This is a genomic window from Mycobacterium sp. NTMscope_Eco_3 (assembly GCF_976985685.1).
On record NZ_CDRJYZ010000001.1, the window covers coordinates 961621 to 977564 of the forward strand.

The window sequence follows — 15944 nt, forward strand, 5'->3', positions numbered from 1 at the left end:
GACTCGTCACCGCCGGATGCGCTGCCTGCAGAATGGGACCATGGCGGTCCGACACGAATGACCATGAACGCGAAGCGCAGCCGGGTGCAGCAGAAGCTGGCGGAATTGCCCGGCGTGCGCGCCGTGCGCCGGCCGATCTCGCCCCACAGCGCCGAAGAGTTCGATCTGTACTACCTGCGCACGGGCCGCAAATCCCCCCACCCGCTGGTCATCATCCCCGGCGGGCCGGGGGTCGCGTCGGTGCAGATGTACCGGGGGCTGCGCAGGCGCGCCGCGGCGGCCGGTCTCGACGTCATCATGATCGAACACCGCGGGGTGGGGATGTCGCGCCACGACGATTCGGGTGCCGATCTGCCCCCGCAGGCGATGACGGTGAATCAGGTGGTCGACGACGTGGCGGCGGTGCTCGACGACGCCCACGCGGACGCGGCCGACATCTACGGCGCCTCCTACGGCACCTACATCGCGGCCGGGGTCGGTGTGCGCCATCCCGACCGCGTACACGGGATGGTGCTCGATTCGCCACTGCTGTCGCGGCACGACATCGTCATCGTGCGACGGGCGATCCGCCGACTGCTGCTCAAAGGCGATAGTCCCGAAACCGCCGCATTGGCACCGAAAATGCGCAAACTCGTCGACGCCGGCGTCATGACCCCGGCGGCAACGCATGTCGTCGCGACCATTTACGGCTATGGTGGGGCAGCACTGCTCGAGCGTCAACTCGACCTGTTGCTGGAGCGCCGAAAACTCTTGTGGTGGGCGCTATCCCGGTTCACCACCCTGAGCAACCTGCCGTACCGCTACGAGGAAGACCTGGTGAGCCGCATCGCGTTCCGCGAGCTGGACTACGCGGCCGAACCCGACGGCCTGCCGCTGGATCCCGCGGTGGCCGAACGCGAATCACGCACGCAGCGGGTGTCGTTCGAGGACGAGCCCTATGACCTGCCCGCCGAAATGCCGAATTTCAACTGGCCCACCGCGGTGATTTCCGGCGGCCGTGACCTCATCACCCCGCCCGCGGTGGCCGAACGCGTGGCAGCGCTGCTGCCCAGCGCGGTGCTCGTGAGCCTGCCAAGCATGGCGCACAGCGCGCTGGATTTTCGTGAGCCCGTCGCGCTCGCCGCCGCCGACGCCGTTCGGCGCGGTGACCTGGATGGCCTTGCCGCCCAAGCGTCGTCGCTGGACGCGCTTCCGCCGCGCCCCGAGGTGCGCCTGCTGTGGAAGTTGGTCGGGACGGCGGCCGCCGCCGAAGGGGCGCTGCCGATCCCGTCGCGGCTGCTGCGGCGGCTCAACTCCGCGTGAAACCGATGGCGGTGTAGTCCAGGTCGCCGAGGCCGGCCGCGCCGAAGTTGGCCAGCGTGCTGCGCACCGCGACATCGCCGGGCGATTGGGTGAGCGGGAGGCTGAACCCCTCCGCCCAGATGAGTTTGTCGAGGTCGTTGGCCAGCGCCCGCGCCTTGTCGGGGTCGAGTTCTTCCAGGGTCCGCTCGATGGCGGCGTCGATCTGCGGGCTGCCGATCTTGCCGAAGTTGCTCTCCCCATCGGATTTGTAGATCTGGGTCAGCCCCGAGAGCGGGAAAGCGTCTCCGAGCCAACCGAATTGGGCGAGATCGAAGTCTCCGACGTTGACGTAGTTGGTGAAGAAGCCGCTGCCCGCCCGGGCGACGAGTTCGAGCTTGACGCCGATTTAGGCGAGGCTGTGCTGGGTGATCTGGGCGAACTGTCGGCTGCCCTGGGCGTCGTAGAACAAATCACGAATGACCAGCTGTCGACCGTCCTTCTCCCGGAACTGGCCGACCTGCCGCCAGCCCAGGGCGTCGAGCTCGCGTTTGGCGGCGGCCGGGTCGTAGGGAACCACGGCGGCGTTGTCCTGGTAGCCCTTCTGGCCCGCGACGTAAATGTGATTGCCCAGCGCCACCGGGTCACTGGTGAGGCCATATTGGACCACCTTGGCGATGGTCTGCCGGTCGATGCCCTTGGACACCGCGACCCGCAACGCCTTGTCGGCCAGGATCGACCCCGGCGCGCCGTTGAACGTGATGTGAGACCAGGCCGGGCCCGGGGCGCGCCGGATCGTGATTCCCTTGGCGCGCTGCGCGATGGTCAGTTGATCGATCGTGCCGACCCCGGCGGCGTCGATCGTGTTGTTTTGCAGCGCCGGCAGCCGCGCGGCGTCGTCGAGCACCAAGTAGGTGATGCTGTCCAGGCGGGGCCGCGGACCCCACCATCTCGGGTTGCGACTCAACACAATCCGCTGGGTCGTCCGATCCAACGACGATGCGACGAACGGGCCGCTCGACGGGCCCGGCCCGTCGAGCTGGCCCTTGTTGAACGCCTCCGGGGTGGCGGTCATGCTCTTGGGCAGCAGCATCCCGTTGCCGGCGAACATGCCGCGCCACTCCGCGTACGGCTTGGCGAAGGTCATGACGGCCTGCCGGTCGTCGACCCCGCGGGTTACCGAGGCGACGCGGTCGGCGCCGCTGGGCCCGGCGATCTCGAAATTCTTGTCGGCGCCGCTCAGGGCGTGCACCTGGCTCGCGATGTCCTCCCAGGTGATCGGTGTGCCGTCCGACCACACCGCGTGGGGGTTGATCGTGTAGGTCACCACTTGCGGTGCGGTGCCGGTCAGTTCGATGCTGGTGAAGTAGTTGGTGTCGACCGTCGTCGAGCCGTCCGGCCCGATGATGAAGGCGCGCGGCAAGGTGGCCTTCATCATCGCGGCGACCTCGGCCGAATTGCCGTCGATGTGCAAGATGTTGAAGTTAGGCGGGAACGCGGTGAGCGCGAGCCGCAGGTCGCCACCGTCTTGCAGGGTCGCCGGATCGTGCGGATTGATGTCGCTGGTCGAGCCGATGCGCGCGTTTTGACCCGTCTCCGGAATCACGTTGATCGCCGGTGAGCAGCCCGGCAGCGCCAGCGCCATCGTGAAAAGCGCTGCCGCGAACCGGATGCCGCGGTTAGACACGATTGCCCGGATCCGGTTGCGGCACCGCATTCAGCAGCTGCCGGGTGTATTCGTGTTGCGGGTTGGCGAAGACCTGCCGGCTGTCGCCCTGCTCGACGATCGCTCCGGCATGCATGACGACCACCTCGTGCGCGAGGTGCTTGATCACCGAAAGGTCGTGCGAGACGAACAGATAGGACAATCCGAAGGTTGCCTGCAAATCGAGCAGCAGGTTGATGATCCCGGCCTGGATGGAGACGTCGAGCGCGGAGACGGGCTCGTCGAGTGCGAGAATCTTCGGTTGCAGTGCCAGCGCACGCGCGATGCCGATGCGCTGCTTTTGCCCGCCGGAGAACTCGGCGGGGTAGCGGATCGCGTCGGCGCGGCGCAGCCCCACGATGTCCAGCAACTCGGCGACGCGCGCGTTGGTGTGGCTCTTGTCGAACCCGTTGGCGCGCAGGGGTTCGGCGAGCAGCTCGAACACGGGCAGCCGCGGGTCCAGCGAGGCGACCGGGTCTTGGAACACGACCTGAATGTCGCGCCGCAGCGAACGTCGACCGGCCGGGCTCAGGGTGGTGACGTCGGTGCCCAGCACCTCGATCGATCCCGATTCGGGCCCGGTGAGCTCCAGGATCTCGTGCAACGTGGTCGATTTCCCCGAACCGGACTCGCCGACGATGCCCAGGGTGCGCCCCTGACGCAATTCGAAGCTGACACCGTCGACCGCGCGGACCTCGCCGACACTGCGGCGCAACACGCCCTGCGTCAGTCGGTAGGTCTTGGTCAGGTCACGCACCCGGACGACGACCGACGAATCACCGGATTCCGCCGCATGGGCTTCGGTGCTGACGCCGTAGATGTCCGCGGCGCTGCGGCCCTCGACCTGGTCGGTGCGGATGCAGGCCGTCCGATGATCGGCGCCGACGGACAGCAATTCCGGCTCCTCGAGCCGACATTCGTCGATGGCCAGCGGGCAGCGCGGCGCGAAGGGACAGCCGGGATCCAGGCCGGCCAACGACGGCGGTGCCCCGGGAATCGGCACCAGCCGGGTGCCCTGTGCGGCGTCCAGGCGCGGAACCGAGCCCAACAGCCCGACGGTGTAGGGCATGCGGCGGTCCCGGTAAAGCGTGTGCACGTCGGCGGATTCGACGACCCGTCCCGCGTACATCACCAGCGCCCGGTCGGCGAACTCGGCGACCACACCGAGGTCGTGCGTGATGATCAGCACCCCGGCTCCGGTGACGTCGCGTGCGGTTTTGAGGACCTCGAGGATCTGCGCCTGCACGGTGACATCGAGTGCGGTGGTGGGCTCGTCGCAGATCAACAAGTCGGGGTCGTTGGCGATCGCGATCGCGATGACGACCCGTTGCCGTTCGCCGCCGGAGAGTTCGTGCGGAAACGCGCGGGCGCGTCGCTCCGGCTGGGCGATGCCCACCAATTCGAGCAGCTCCACCGCGCGGCGGCGGGCCGCTCTCCTTCCCACCCGCGGCTGGTGGATCTCGATCGCCTCGGCGATCTGGTCGCCGACGGTGTAGACGGGCGTCAGCGCCGACATCGGATCCTGGAACACCATGCCGACCGTCTTGCCCCGGAACCGCGACATCGCGCCGTCGTCCAGGCCCAGCAGCTCGGTGCCGTGCAACCGGACCGAGCCGCTCACCCGCGCATAGTCGGGCAACAGGCCCACCACCGCCATCGCGGAAACGGACTTGCCCGAACCTGATTCGCCGACCATGGCGACGACTTCTCCCGGTTCGACGCGGTAGCTGACGCCGCGCACCGCGGTCACCGGGTCGCCGCCGGTTGCGAAGGTCACGGCCAGGTCGGTCACCTCGAGCAGGGTGCTCATCGGTCGCCCCCTCGGCCCGCTGTGCTGCCGGGGTCGAGCGCGTCCCGCAGGCCGTCGCCGGTGAGGTTGGCGCACACCAAGATCAGCACCAGCACCCCGGCGGGGAACAGGAACACCCACGGGAACGTGGTCGCCGACTGGGTGCCATTGGCGATCAAGGTGCCCAGCGACACATCCGGCGGCTGAATGCCGAAACCCAGGAAGCTCAGGCCGGTTTCGGCCAGGATGGCCGACGCGACGTTGAGCGCCGCGTCGATGATCAGGATGGAAGCCACGTTGGGCACCACATGCCCGACGATGATGCGGCGACTCGATACGCCCATATACCTTGCGGCGCGGATGAATTCGCGCTCACGCAAACTCATGGTCATCCCGCGCACCATGCGGGAACTGACCATCCAGCCGAACCCGGCCAGCAGCAGAACCAGCATCAAGATATTGGCCGAATCCTTGGTTCGCGGCGTCACGATGGCGATCAGGATGAAGCTGGGCACCACCAACAGCAGGTCGACCACCCACATCAGCACGCGGTCGCGCCAACCGCCGAAATAGCCTGACACCGACCCGACGGTGGCGGCGATGCCGGTGGAGATCACCGCGACACAGACACCGATCAGCATCGACTTCTGCATTCCCCGCAGGATCTGCGCCAACAGGTCCTGCCCCAGCGCGTTGGTGCCCAGCCAGTGGCGTGCGCTGGGCGGCTGCAGCAGCGCGGTGAAATCGAGGTCCTCGTAGGAATAGGGCAGCACCGCGGGCAGCGTGTAACAGCCGACGAACAGCAGCACCAACAATGTCAGCGACGCCACCGCGAACCGGTTGCGCGCAAACCGGCGCAACACCAGCGTGCGGCGCGAGGTGAAGCCCGCCACCTCGTGACCCGAAAACCCCTGGGCGCCATCGATATCCGCCGCGGAGGTCCGTGGACGCCCCTCCTCCTCATCGCTTCGCCCTGCATCGTCGGCGGCGCGGGTCATGACACCCTGACCCGGGGATCGAGGGCCGCGTAAAACACGTCGGAGAGCAGGCCGGCCAGCAACACCACCGCGCCGGAGAACAAGGTGATGGCCGCGACGATGTTGGTGTCCTGCGTCGCGATGCCCTGCACCAGCCATTCGCCCATGCCGTGCCAGCCGAAGATCTTCTCCACGAACACCGCTCCGGTGACCAGCCCGGCCACCCCGTAGGCGAACAGGGTGGCCAGCGGGATCAGCGCGGTGCGCAAGCCGTGCTTGACCAGCGCACGCCGGCGGCTCAGCCCCTTGGCGCGGGCGGTGCGGATGAAATCCTGGCCGAGGACGTCGAGCATCGCGTTGCGCTGATAGCGGCTGTATCCCGCCGCGGCCACCAGCGCCAGGGTCAGTGACGGCAACACCAAATGCCGCAGCCGGTCGAGCAACTGCGCGCCGGCCCCGCCGGACACACCCGGTGAGGTCTCCCCGGTGTAGTCGAAAATATGCAGGCCCACGGCCCAGTTCACCCGCAGCGCGGCGAGGATCAACAGGTTGGCGATGACGAACGTCGGGGTGCTCAGGACCAGCAGAGCCACCATGGTGACGACGCGATCGCTGAGCCGGTACTGCCGAATGGCGCCCCACGCCCCGGCCGCGATGCCCGTGGCGGTGCCCACCAGCGAACCAATGATTAACAGGCGCAGCGTCACTCCGACGCGGCGCCACAGTGACTCCCCGACGGGCTGGCCGGTGATGGTCTTGCCGAAGTCACCGCGGACGGCGTGCGAAGCCCAGTGCGCGTAGCGGATCGGTATCGGCTCGTCGAGACCGAGCGCGTGGGCCTTGGCGTCGATGACGGCTTGTGGCGGTCGCGGATTGCGCTGCAGCAGGCTGTCCAGCGGCTTGAAAGCCACCGACGTCAGGCAAAACGTCAAAAACGATGCCAGCGCGAGCAGCACGACGTAGTTGAGCAACCGGCGCGCGAGGAACCGAGTCATACCCGTCCGCACAGCCCGCGTCGCATTGGGACAGGTTATCGAGCCGACGGCACAGCGTCGCGGGTGCAGCACCCGGCGCGTTCGGTGACCTTTGGATCTGCTTGATTCTCATGCGTGCATCGCGTGTGATCGGTTGTTAGCATCCACCGCGGTACCGAGCGGTGCGGCACTTGCGGCACGCCTCAGACCGCGACACTCCCGAGGAGGCTTGCGTGACGGTTACCGACGATCTCCTGGCCAACAACGCCGAATATGCGAGCACCTTCAAGGGCCCGCTGCCGATGCCGCCGGGCAAACATGTGGCGGTCGTCGCGTGCATGGATGCGCGGCTCGATGTGTATCGCCTCCTCGGCCTCAACGAGGGGGAGGCCCACGTCATCCGCAACGCCGGGGGAGTCATCACCGACGACGTCATCCGCTCGCTGGCCATCAGCCAACGACTCTTGGGGACGCGCGAGATCATCCTGATTCACCACACCGATTGCGGGATGCTCACCTTCACCGACGATGACTTCAAGCGCGGCATCCAGGAGGAGACCGGGGTCAAGCCGTCGTGGGCGGCCGAGGCGTTTCCGGACGTCGCCGAGGACGTCCGTCAGTCGCTGCGCCGCATCGAGGGCAATCCGTTCGTCACCAAGCACGTCTCCCTGCGCGGCTTCTTCTTCGACGTCGCCACGGGCAAGCTCAACGAGGTCAAGATCTAGAAGCGTGCGCCGAGCGTGTAGCCACGGCGAAAAATCGGCCCAATCCCCGCCATCAGTGCACGTTCGGTGGCCCTTCAGCCGACCTTGTAGGTCGCCAAGGCCTTGGCGACCAGCGTGCCCCCCGAGTCGACGATCTCGGCCTCGCAATTGACCAGCGATCGGCCGCGGCGCAGCACCCGGCCGATGCCGATCACGTCGGTGGCCCGAGCCGGGGCCATGTAGTCCAGCGCCATCGACACCGTCACGCCTCGTAGTTCCGGCGGGGCCGGGACGCCGCACCACGCCGCCGCCATCACGGTGAGGTCGGCGAGGGTGGCGATGGCCCCACCGTGAACCATGTCGCCGAGCGTCACGTTGGACGGGTCCCAGGGCAGCCGCAGCCGCACCTCGTCCTCCTCGAGCCGGTCGGCGACGATGCCCAACTTGACGACGAACGGGGACTGGGGGAGGAACTGCGCGATAACGTCGCGGCCGCTCGGCGTGGGCGGGTGAGAAGGTCCGGAGGTAGAAGTCATTCGTTTATGCTTTCGCACCCCAGGTTGACAGGTCCAGCGCCAGCTGGTCTCATATATCGCTAAGGTGCTAAATATGGTCAATTCTGCCAGGTTTTAGCGATTGCGAAGGAAGCGATGACCAGTGATCTGAAGGCGGCCCCCGCCGTCGGACAGTACGAATTGAGCCATCTGCGCTCGCTGGAGGCAGAGGCGATCCACATCATTCGGGAGGTGGCGGCCGAGTTCGAGCGGCCGGTGCTGCTGTTCTCGGGCGGCAAGGACTCCATCGTCATGCTGCATCTGGCGCTGCGGGCGTTCCGTCCCGGCCGGCTGCCGTTCCCGGTGATGCACGTCGACACCGGGCACAACTTCGACGAGGTGATCGCCACCCGCGACGAGTTGGTCAACGAGCACGGGGTGCGCCTGGTCATCGCCTCGGTCCAGGAAGACATCGACGCCGGCCGGGTGGTCGAGCCGCGGCAGGGGCGCAACCCGATTCAGACCGTGACCCTGCTTCGCGCCATCCGGGAGAACAAGTTCGACGCCGCGTTCGGCGGGGCCCGCCGCGACGAAGAGAAGGCCCGGGCCAAGGAGCGCGTGTTCAGCTTCCGCGACGAGTTCGGTCAGTGGGATCCGAAGGCGCAGCGGCCGGAGCTGTGGAACCTCTACAACGGCCGGCACCACAAGGGCGAGCACATCCGGGTCTTCCCGCTGTCCAACTGGACCGAGTTCGACATCTGGTCCTACATCGGCGCCGAGAACATCGCGCTGCCGTCGATCTATTACGCGCACCGGCGCAAGGTCTTTCGCCGCGACGGCATGCTGCTCGCGGTCGACCGGAACATGCAGCCGGGCGCCGACGAGCCGGTGTTCGAGGCGACGGTGCGCTTCCGCACCGTCGGGGATGTCACGTGCACCGGATGCGTTGAGTCGCAAGCCGCCACCGTCGACGAGGTCATCGCCGAGACCGCGGTGTCCCGGCTCACCGAACGCGGGGCGACCAGGGCCGACGACCGGATCTCGGAGGCCGGCATGGAAGACCGCAAACGACAGGGATATTTCTGATGGCCACCTTGCTGAGGCTCGCAACCGCGGGTTCCGTCGACGACGGCAAGTCCACCCTGATCGGTCGCCTGCTGTACGACTCTAAGGCCGTCATGGAAGACCAGTGGGCCGCGGTGGAGCAGACGTCCAAGGACCGCGGTCACGACTACACCGACCTGGCGCTGGTGACCGACGGCTTGCGGGCCGAACGCGAGCAGGGCATCACGATCGACGTCGCCTACCGCTACTTCGCCACTCCCAAGCGGAAATTCATCATCGCCGACACTCCCGGTCACATCCAGTACACCCGCAACATGGTCACCGGGGCGTCGACCGCCCAATTGGTGATCGTGCTCGTCGACGCGCGGCACGGCCTGTTGGAGCAGTCGCGCCGGCACGCGTTCCTGGCGTCCCTGCTGGGCATCCAGCACATCGTGCTCGCCGTCAACAAGATGGACCTGATCGGTTGGGACAGAGAGAAATTCGAAGCCATCCGCGACGAGTTCCACGCGTTCGCCGCTCGGTTGGACGTGCACGACGTCGCCACCATCCCGATTTCCGCGCTGCACGGCGACAACGTCGTGACCAAGTCGGACCAGACGCCGTGGTACGACGGGCCGGCATTGTTGTCGCACCTCGAAGAGGTGTACATCGCCGGTGACCGCAACATGGTCGACGTTCGGTTCCCGGTGCAGTACGTCATCCGGCCGCACACCCGCGAACATCAAGACCACCGCAGCTACGCCGGCACCGTCGCCAGCGGCGTCATGCGTGCCGGGGATGAGGTCGTGGTGCTGCCCGTCGGCAAACACACCCGCATCACCGCGATCGAGGGGCCGAATGGTCCGGTCGAAGAAGCGTTCCCGCCGATGGCCGTATCGGTGTCCCTCGCCGACGAGATCGACATCTCGCGGGGAGATCTGATCGCGCGCACCCACAACCAGCCCAGGGTCGCGCAGGAGTTCGACGCGACGGTGTGCTGGATGGCCGACAACGCGACGCTCGAGCCCGGCCGCGATTACGTCATCAAGCACACCACCCGCACCACGCACGCCAAGGTGACCGCGCTCGATTACCGGCTCGACGTCAACACCCTGCACCGTGACAAAACCGCGACGGCGCTGAAGCTCAATGAGCTTGGCCGTATTTCGCTGCGCACCCAGGTTCCGCTGTTGCTGGACGAGTACACCCGCAACCCGAGCACCGGCTCGTTCATCCTCATCGACCCGCACACCAACGGCACCGTGGCGGCCGGCATGGTGTTGCGCGACGTGTCGGCGCAGGCGGCGAGCCCAAACACCGTGCGGCACAAGCCCTCGGCCACCGCCGAGGCCCGGCCCCGCGGTAAGACGGTGTGGTTCACCGGCCTGTCGGGTTCCGGCAAGTCGTCGGTGGCCATGCTGGTCGAGCAGAAGCTGCTCGAAAGCGGTTCTCTGGCTTACGTTCTCGACGGTGACAATCTGCGGCACGGGTTGAACGCCGACCTGGGCTTTTCCATGGCCGACCGCGCCGAGAACCTGCGCCGGCTCGCGCACGTGGCGGCGCTGCTCGCCGACTGCGGCAACGTGGTGCTGGTGCCGGCGATCAGCCCGCTGGCCGAGCAACGCGAACTGGCGCGCAAAGTGCACACCGACGCCGGATTCGACTTCATCGAGGTGTTCTGCGACACCCCGATCGACGAATGCGAAAAGCGTGATCCGAAGGGCCTGTATGCGAAGGCGCGCGCGGGTGAGATCACGCAGTTCACCGGAATTGACAGCCCGTATCAGCCGCCGGTGAATCCCGATCTGCGGCTCACCCCGGACGGCACTGTTGAGGAGCAGGCGCAGCGGGTCCTCGACCTGCTGGAATCACGCGGCTAGCCTGCCGGTCCAGCCCGGCTGCACCGAAATGCACGCTCTGGATGGCACAATCCTGAGAGTGCGCATGTCAGCGAAGGCGGAGTACGCCGTGCGGGCGATGATCCAGCTCGCCACGGTGTCCGACGGGACGCTGGTGAAGACCGACGACTTGGCCCAGGCCCAGGGCATCCCGCCGCAATTTCTCGTCGACATCCTGACCAACCTGCGCACCGACCGGCTCGTGCGCAGCCATCGCGGCCGCGAGGGGGGCTACGAATTGGCCCGCTCTGGCAGCGACATCAGCATCGCCGACGTGCTGCGCTGCATCGACGGGCCGCTGGCCAGCGTCCGCGACATCGGCCTCGGCGACCTGCCGTATTCGGGACCGACCGCCGCGCTCACCGACGTCTGGCGTGCGCTGCGCGCCAGCATGCGATCCGTGCTGGAACAAACGACCCTGGCCGACGTCGCTACCGGTGGCCTGCCCAAGCATGTCGCGCAACTGGCCGATGACTATCGGAAACAGGAGAGCCAGCGGCACGGCTCGGCGCGCACCGGCGACTAGGCGACGCGCTCAGCGGCTCAGCCGGCTGACCCGTAGGGACGAGTGAGAATCTCCATGGCATGGCCGGACGGGTCGAGAAAATACACCCCGCGCCCGCCGTCGTTGTGGTTGATCTCGCCGGGACGCTGGGCGCCCGGATCGGCCCAGTGCTGCAGGCCGCGCGACCGGATCTTGTCGTAGATGGCGTCGAACTCCTGCTCGGACACCAGGAACGCGTAGTGCTGACGCGGGATGTCCGCGCCGTCAGGAGCGTCCGCGTAGTCGAGGTTGGCGCCATGTTCGAGTTCGACAACCATGAAGTGGCCGAACGGCTTTGGGCTGGGCAGCCCGAACAGCTCGGTGAGAAACTCGGCGGATTCTCGTTTGTCGCGCGACGCGACGAGGGTGTGGTTGAAACTGATGCTCATAGTTCTGTCCAGTCAACCACCGGTCGCCCTGCGCGACAACGCTGAAAGAGCGTTGCGCTACTTCGGCGCGGTCAGCTCCAGGGCGATGTTGTCGGGGTCGCGGAACTCCAAAATGTATGACGGCCCGATGTCCTTGACCGGCTCGTGGGCCACCCCAAGATCATCGAGATGCGCTGCCGCCGAATCCAATTCGGCCCTACTGGTCAGCCGGAACGCGATGTGGTCCAGCCCGACGCGATCCTCGTCGAAGCGGTCCGCGGCGACGGGCCGCAGCCCGAGCAGCGTGCCGCCGAGGTCGTAGATGACACCGCCGAACAGAAAGCTCAACTGATTGCGGGTGGATTCGTCGGCGTTGTCGGGGACCTCGAGCAACACCGGCCAGCCGAACACGCTCTCGTAGAACTGCCGGGATCGCTCGATATCGGTCACCGTCAGCCGGACATGCGCGATGGAAGTGCTGGTGAAGTCCACTCGCTCCATGGTTCCACTGATGGGCCGTATGTTAAACATGCCAGAATCGCCGTCGTGCAGATAGCGATGACCATGCCGGTGATGGAACCAGACCTGGATGCGACAGTGCTCGAGGCCTGGGCGCGCACCATCGACGACGGACCGTTCTCGTCACTGTGCTGGGGCGAGCGCATCGCATTCGACAACCCGGACAACCTCACGCTGCTGGGCGCGCTGGCCGCCTGGACCAGCCGGGTGCGGCTGCTGACGACCGTGATCGTGCCGCAACTGCACGACCCGGTCATGCTCGCCAAGGGTCTGGCGACCGGCGACATGCTCAGCGGCGGCCGGCTGACCGTGGGCGTCGGGGTCGGCGGCCGGCACGAGGATTACCACGCCGTCAGCGCCGACCCGGCCACGCAGACGATGCGCGGGATGGCCGAACGGGTGGCCGTGATGAAGCGCGTCTGGGCGGGGGAAAAGACCGCCGACTCGGTGCTGCCCGTCGGGCCGGCGCCGGTGCAGCCCGGCGGTCCGCCGCTGTTCGTGGGCAGCATCGGTCCGAAAACCATCCGCAGCGCCGCGGCGTGGGCCGACGGGCTGGCCGGCACCACCCTGGACCTCGACGTCGCCAAGCAGAACGAGCTGTTCGACGTGACGCGGGACGCCTGGGCGCAGGCCGGCAAGCCCAAGCCCCACCTGATCACCTCGTTTTGGTTCGCGTTCGGCTCGCCCGAGGAGTCCCGCGCCCAGATACACCGCCATCTGCGCCGCTACATGAATTGGATACCGGCCGAATACGTCGACGCGATGGCGCCGATGACCGGCTGGGCCGGCAGCGAGGACGAGCTGCTGGAGGTCTTGCGCCAGTTCGAGGAGATCGGCACCGACGAGGTTCAGCTCATCCCGACGAGCTCGGATGTCGAGCAGCTGCGCCGCGCCGCGGAGGTGGCCGCGCGGCTGTAGCTCGTCCGACGCAGGGTGAATTGCCGCATCGGCGCCGCGGCGTTTTCATTAGCGAATGACGCAGCAGGAGTTGCCCGCCCCGCTGGCCGAAATGACCGGGCTGATGGCGCAGTGCGCGAACAACGGCGATTTCGCGGGGGCCGCGGTGCAGGCCAACGAGCTGGTGACCCTGTGCCGGGCAACGCTAGGGGAGCGCGATCCCAACGTCCTCGAGCTCAAGGTGGCGCTGGCCACCGTGCAGCTGCGGGCGGGCGAGGACGCCGCGGTCTACGCCGACCTCGACGGGCTGATTCCCGATCTCGTCGAGGTGCTCGGTCGCGATCACCTGAGCACCTTGACCGCTCGTCACCTGCTGGCGGGTCGCCAACAATCCCCGCTGTCCTCGCTGTCCGAATGGTCACAGCTCGTCGCCGACGAACAGCGCATTCTGGGGGCCGATCACGAGAGCACGCTGATGGCCCGCGAGAGGGTCGCTGAGAAGCATTGGGAGACCGGTGATTTCGCCGGAGCTATGACCGAGGGGCAACACGTGCTCGCGGCACGGCGCCGGGTGCTCGGCGACGATCACGCCGACACCCTCGGGACGCGGTTGATGCTGGCGATCTGGCGGGGCCGGGCGGGTGACATCCCGGCGGCGGTCACCGAACTCGAGTGGTTGATCGGCGAACTGCGCGACAAGCTGGGAAGCGACCACGTTCACCTGCTCATGGCGCGGCACATGTTCACGCTCTGGGCCCCGGACCGGGCCGGCGTGACGGACGGGGTCGCCGCATGGGAGGCGCTGGTCGAGGAAGAGGCGCGCGTGCTTGGCGACGAGCATCCGGTGACGGTCGCGGCCCGCCACGAATTGGCCGGCTGGTGTGCCCGGCACGGCGGCCGCGCGGACAAACCCGACACCCACGGGTCGGTGGACTGGTCTGCGTCCTGACCTCGATGTGCCGCTGTCAGGTCACCGCTTTATCCGCCGGGCGTTCGTCGTCGACGGAAGGCTCCTGGTGCGGCTGCCCCTTGCGGAGCGTCTCGAGCAGCTCGCGGTACGGCCCGACCAGGTAGACGGTGTCGCCGCCGCGAAGCCAGGCGTCGCGGCGCGGGTGCAGCTCGACCGGGGTATCGCGACGGGTGATCGCGATGACCCGGGTCTGGGTGGACATTTCGAACATTCGCAGCCCATCGAGTTCGCTGCCGGCCGCTACGTGCATGGCGCCGACCATGAACGAACGCTGCCCGACCGAGAACGTGCCCAGCACCTGCAGGCCCATCGCGGCGCCGATGAACCAGGGGGCGGCCAGGTCGACCGTCGACCGGACGTTCTCGAACCCGAACCGTTTGGCCACCGCGTCGCCGAGGGTGCGGTCGTAGATGCGCAGCACGATCGGCACGTCGGGCCGGTTGACCTCGGGCATCACCCGGGGGCCCAGCATCTCGCGCAGCACGATGCCGATCTCGATGTTGACCATGTCGTCCTGGGTCAGCACGGCGACGGCCCGCGCGCGATCGACGCGGGCCGACTCCAGCGTCTGGCGCAGCGTCGCGTCCCCGAAGATCACCGGCACGTCGAGTTCGGCCGCGGTCGACAAAAACCGGTTGTTCTCGTCGCGTTCGATCACCGCGACGTCGTATCCGGCCGCGGTCAGATCGCCGACGACGCGGCTGCCGAAAGACCCCAGCCCCACCACGATGATGTGGTCGCGCAGGTGGCGCGCGCGCCGCACTCCGGCCGATTGCAGGACGCGGCGCGACAGCAGCAAGTCCGCCACGAAGGCGACGAGCAGCGCGGTGGTGGTCACGCCGGCGAACATCAAGGCGACGGCGAAGATCCGTAGCCACGCGGATTGTTGGGCGAAGGTGAATTCGCCGTATCCCACCGTGGTGATGGTCTCCGCGGTGAAATACATTGCGTCCAACCAGGACAGCCGCGGCTTCGTGTAGGAGAAGTGCACGATGATCGTCGATGCGAGCAGCAGGCCGAGCGCGAGCAGCATTGCGGGGAAGAGCATGGGGTTCACGTCGTCGCGCATGGCGCGCGCGGCGTCCGAGGCCCGCCGCACCCACGATCGGCGAGAGCGCGTCCCGGCCGGTTGGGGCGTTTTGATGCCGCGCGCGGCCAGCTCGTCGGCGCTGCCGATCATGGCGGTCCAATCACCGGCGCGCACTCGATGGTCGCGGCCCGGACAGGGCACCACCTCGTCCGGGGTGGCGGCGTCTTTGCCGTGGATCACGGCCACCGGTGCCAGGTCGCCGTAGATCTCTCGAAGGGTCGCGTCGCGTGGCGCCTCGGCCCCCGACACGACGAAGTTGATGCCGGCCGCCTCGACCGGGTGGGTGTTGCTCGCCAAGCAGGCCTCGACGACCGACGGCGCCGCCAGGTCGGCGACGTCGAGAATGGCGCCGGGACCGTTGTCGGCGGCCACCGCTCCGCGCAGCACGTCGTTGCCCAACCGGGCGACCACACGCAGATCCGGATTCGTTTTCCTTGCCAACAAAGCGTTTTCGAGATTCTTCGCGTCGTCATGCCCGGCGCAGACGATGGCGCTCGCTCGGGCCAGGTCGGCGCCGGCGAGCTCCTCGCTGGGCAGTTTGACGATGGTGGCGCCCGCGCGGTTCAGTTCCGTGGCGATCGTGGTCGCGAGCACGTCGTCGCCGCTGACGATGATGTGACTGCGCGCGCTCATGGACGTTTCGCCGCGACGGTGACGGCACAGTCGCGGTCGTTTTGGCGTGGTGAGTCG

At 67.5% G+C, this 15944-nt stretch carries 14 protein-coding genes and 1 pseudogene; 7 read left to right on the top strand and 8 right to left on the bottom strand.

All coding sequences use genetic code 11. The features are described 5' to 3' along the window. The first annotated feature begins 57 nt into the window (after positions 1-57). Positions 58-1302, top strand: a complete 1245-nt coding sequence (locus AC0KTM_RS04575; RefSeq protein WP_472415064.1) for an alpha/beta fold hydrolase — start codon at positions 58-60, stop codon at positions 1300-1302. On the opposite strand, the pseudogene AC0KTM_RS04580 reads toward AC0KTM_RS04575, so the two are convergent. From AC0KTM_RS04580 to AC0KTM_RS04595, 4 genes and pseudogenes are all read right to left on the bottom strand, one after another. After that, a pseudogene (locus AC0KTM_RS04580) lies at positions 1289-2995 on the bottom strand (ABC transporter family substrate-binding protein). The gene AC0KTM_RS04575 and the pseudogene AC0KTM_RS04580 sit on opposite strands and share 14 nt — an antisense overlap. Next, positions 2958-4793: a dipeptide ABC transporter ATP-binding protein gene (locus tag AC0KTM_RS04585; RefSeq protein WP_472415065.1), complete on the bottom strand. Its 1836-nt coding sequence runs from the start codon at positions 4791-4793 to the stop codon at positions 2958-2960. Before AC0KTM_RS04585 ends, AC0KTM_RS04580 begins: the two are co-directional and overlap by 38 nt. Then, entirely contained in the window at positions 4790-5665 is an 876-nt protein-coding gene (locus tag AC0KTM_RS04590; protein ID WP_225326760.1) for an ABC transporter permease, read from the bottom strand. The genes AC0KTM_RS04585 and AC0KTM_RS04590 overlap by 4 nt, the downstream gene beginning before the upstream one ends. Positions 5666-5766: 101 nt before the next feature. After that, on the bottom strand, positions 5767-6744 hold the full coding sequence (locus tag AC0KTM_RS04595) for an ABC transporter permease (RefSeq protein WP_472415067.1): 978 nt from the start codon (positions 6742-6744) through the stop codon (positions 5767-5769). Positions 6745-6956: 212 nt separating this feature from the next. Here AC0KTM_RS04595 and AC0KTM_RS04600 point away from each other — a divergent pair, with 212 nt between their 5' ends. After that, positions 6957-7448 carry a beta-class carbonic anhydrase gene (locus tag AC0KTM_RS04600; RefSeq protein ID WP_472415069.1) on the top strand — a complete coding sequence of 164 codons (492 nt, stop codon included), beginning with the start codon at positions 6957-6959 and terminating at the stop codon, positions 7446-7448. A 74-nt stretch (positions 7449-7522) separates the two neighbouring features. Here the strand turns inward: AC0KTM_RS04600 and AC0KTM_RS04605 are convergent, their stop codons facing one another. Then, the gene (locus AC0KTM_RS04605) at positions 7523-7963 is read right to left on the bottom strand and encodes a PaaI family thioesterase (RefSeq protein ID WP_238958086.1); all 441 of its coding nucleotides are present in this window, start codon (positions 7961-7963) and stop codon (positions 7523-7525) included. A gap of 114 nt (positions 7964-8077) precedes the next feature. Here AC0KTM_RS04605 and cysD point away from each other — a divergent pair, with 114 nt between their 5' ends. The 3 genes from cysD to AC0KTM_RS04620 are packed head-to-tail and all read left to right on the top strand — an operon-like array spanning position 8078 to position 11392. Beyond that, positions 8078-9007 carry a sulfate adenylyltransferase subunit CysD gene (gene cysD, locus AC0KTM_RS04610; RefSeq protein ID WP_238958085.1) on the top strand — a complete coding sequence of 310 codons (930 nt, stop codon included), beginning with the start codon at positions 8078-8080 and terminating at the stop codon, positions 9005-9007. Next, on the top strand, positions 9007-10848 hold the full coding sequence (gene cysC / locus AC0KTM_RS04615; RefSeq protein ID WP_238958084.1) for an adenylyl-sulfate kinase: 1842 nt from the start codon (positions 9007-9009) through the stop codon (positions 10846-10848). Before cysD ends, cysC begins: the two co-directional genes overlap by 1 nt. Before the next feature lie 58 nt (positions 10849-10906). Further along, positions 10907-11392, top strand: a complete 486-nt coding sequence (locus AC0KTM_RS04620; RefSeq protein WP_008254753.1) for an Rrf2 family transcriptional regulator — start codon at positions 10907-10909, stop codon at positions 11390-11392. Positions 11393-11409: 17 nt separating this feature from the next. Here the strand turns inward: AC0KTM_RS04620 and AC0KTM_RS04625 are convergent, their stop codons facing one another. Both AC0KTM_RS04625 and AC0KTM_RS04630 read right to left on the bottom strand, forming a co-directional pair. Continuing rightward, positions 11410-11799, bottom strand: coding sequence for a VOC family protein (locus tag AC0KTM_RS04625; protein WP_238958083.1), 390 nt, complete (start codon positions 11797-11799; stop codon positions 11410-11412). A gap of 57 nt (positions 11800-11856) precedes the next feature. After that, positions 11857-12270, bottom strand: coding sequence for a VOC family protein (locus AC0KTM_RS04630; RefSeq protein ID WP_225326759.1), 414 nt, complete (start codon positions 12268-12270; stop codon positions 11857-11859). Between the two features lie 66 nt (positions 12271-12336). Here AC0KTM_RS04630 and AC0KTM_RS04635 point away from each other — a divergent pair, with 66 nt between their 5' ends. Together AC0KTM_RS04635 and AC0KTM_RS04640 are read left to right on the top strand one after the other, a co-directional pair. Then, positions 12337-13215: an LLM class flavin-dependent oxidoreductase gene (locus tag AC0KTM_RS04635; protein WP_238958378.1), complete on the top strand. Its 879-nt coding sequence runs from the start codon at positions 12337-12339 to the stop codon at positions 13213-13215. 55 nt (positions 13216-13270) lie between these two features. Then, on the top strand, positions 13271-14143 hold the full coding sequence (locus AC0KTM_RS04640) for a tetratricopeptide repeat protein (RefSeq protein ID WP_238958081.1): 873 nt from the start codon (positions 13271-13273) through the stop codon (positions 14141-14143). Positions 14144-14159: 16 nt separating this feature from the next. Here the strand turns inward: AC0KTM_RS04640 and AC0KTM_RS04645 are convergent, their stop codons facing one another. After that, positions 14160-15887 (bottom strand): NAD-binding protein, encoded by a 1728-nt coding sequence (locus AC0KTM_RS04645; protein ID WP_238958080.1) that lies wholly within the window; start codon positions 15885-15887, stop codon positions 14160-14162. Between the last annotated feature and the right edge of the window lie 57 nt (positions 15888-15944).

What these genes read in the sequence shown, in the direction of transcription:
- cysC (WP_238958084.1), top strand. Translation starts at nt 9,007, where the DNA reads ATGGCCACCTTGCTGAGGCTCGCAACCGCGGGTTCCGTCGACGACGGC.
- AC0KTM_RS04595 (WP_472415067.1), bottom strand. Translation starts at nt 6,744, where the DNA reads ATGACTCGGTTCCTCGCGCGCCGGTTGCTCAACTACGTCGTGCTGCTC.
- cysD (WP_238958085.1), top strand. Translation starts at nt 8,078, where the DNA reads ATGACCAGTGATCTGAAGGCGGCCCCCGCCGTCGGACAGTACGAATTG.
- AC0KTM_RS04635 (WP_238958378.1), top strand. Translation starts at nt 12,337, where the DNA reads ATGACCATGCCGGTGATGGAACCAGACCTGGATGCGACAGTGCTCGAG.
- AC0KTM_RS04640 (WP_238958081.1), top strand. Translation starts at nt 13,271, where the DNA reads ATGACGCAGCAGGAGTTGCCCGCCCCGCTGGCCGAAATGACCGGGCTG.
- AC0KTM_RS04585 (WP_472415065.1), bottom strand. Translation starts at nt 4,793, where the DNA reads ATGAGCACCCTGCTCGAGGTGACCGACCTGGCCGTGACCTTCGCAACC.
- AC0KTM_RS04575 (WP_472415064.1), top strand. Translation starts at nt 58, where the DNA reads ATGACCATGAACGCGAAGCGCAGCCGGGTGCAGCAGAAGCTGGCGGAA.
- AC0KTM_RS04625 (WP_238958083.1), bottom strand. Translation starts at nt 11,799, where the DNA reads ATGAGCATCAGTTTCAACCACACCCTCGTCGCGTCGCGCGACAAACGA.
- AC0KTM_RS04605 (WP_238958086.1), bottom strand. Translation starts at nt 7,963, where the DNA reads ATGACTTCTACCTCCGGACCTTCTCACCCGCCCACGCCGAGCGGCCGC.
- AC0KTM_RS04645 (WP_238958080.1), bottom strand. Translation starts at nt 15,887, where the DNA reads ATGAGCGCGCGCAGTCACATCATCGTCAGCGGCGACGACGTGCTCGCG.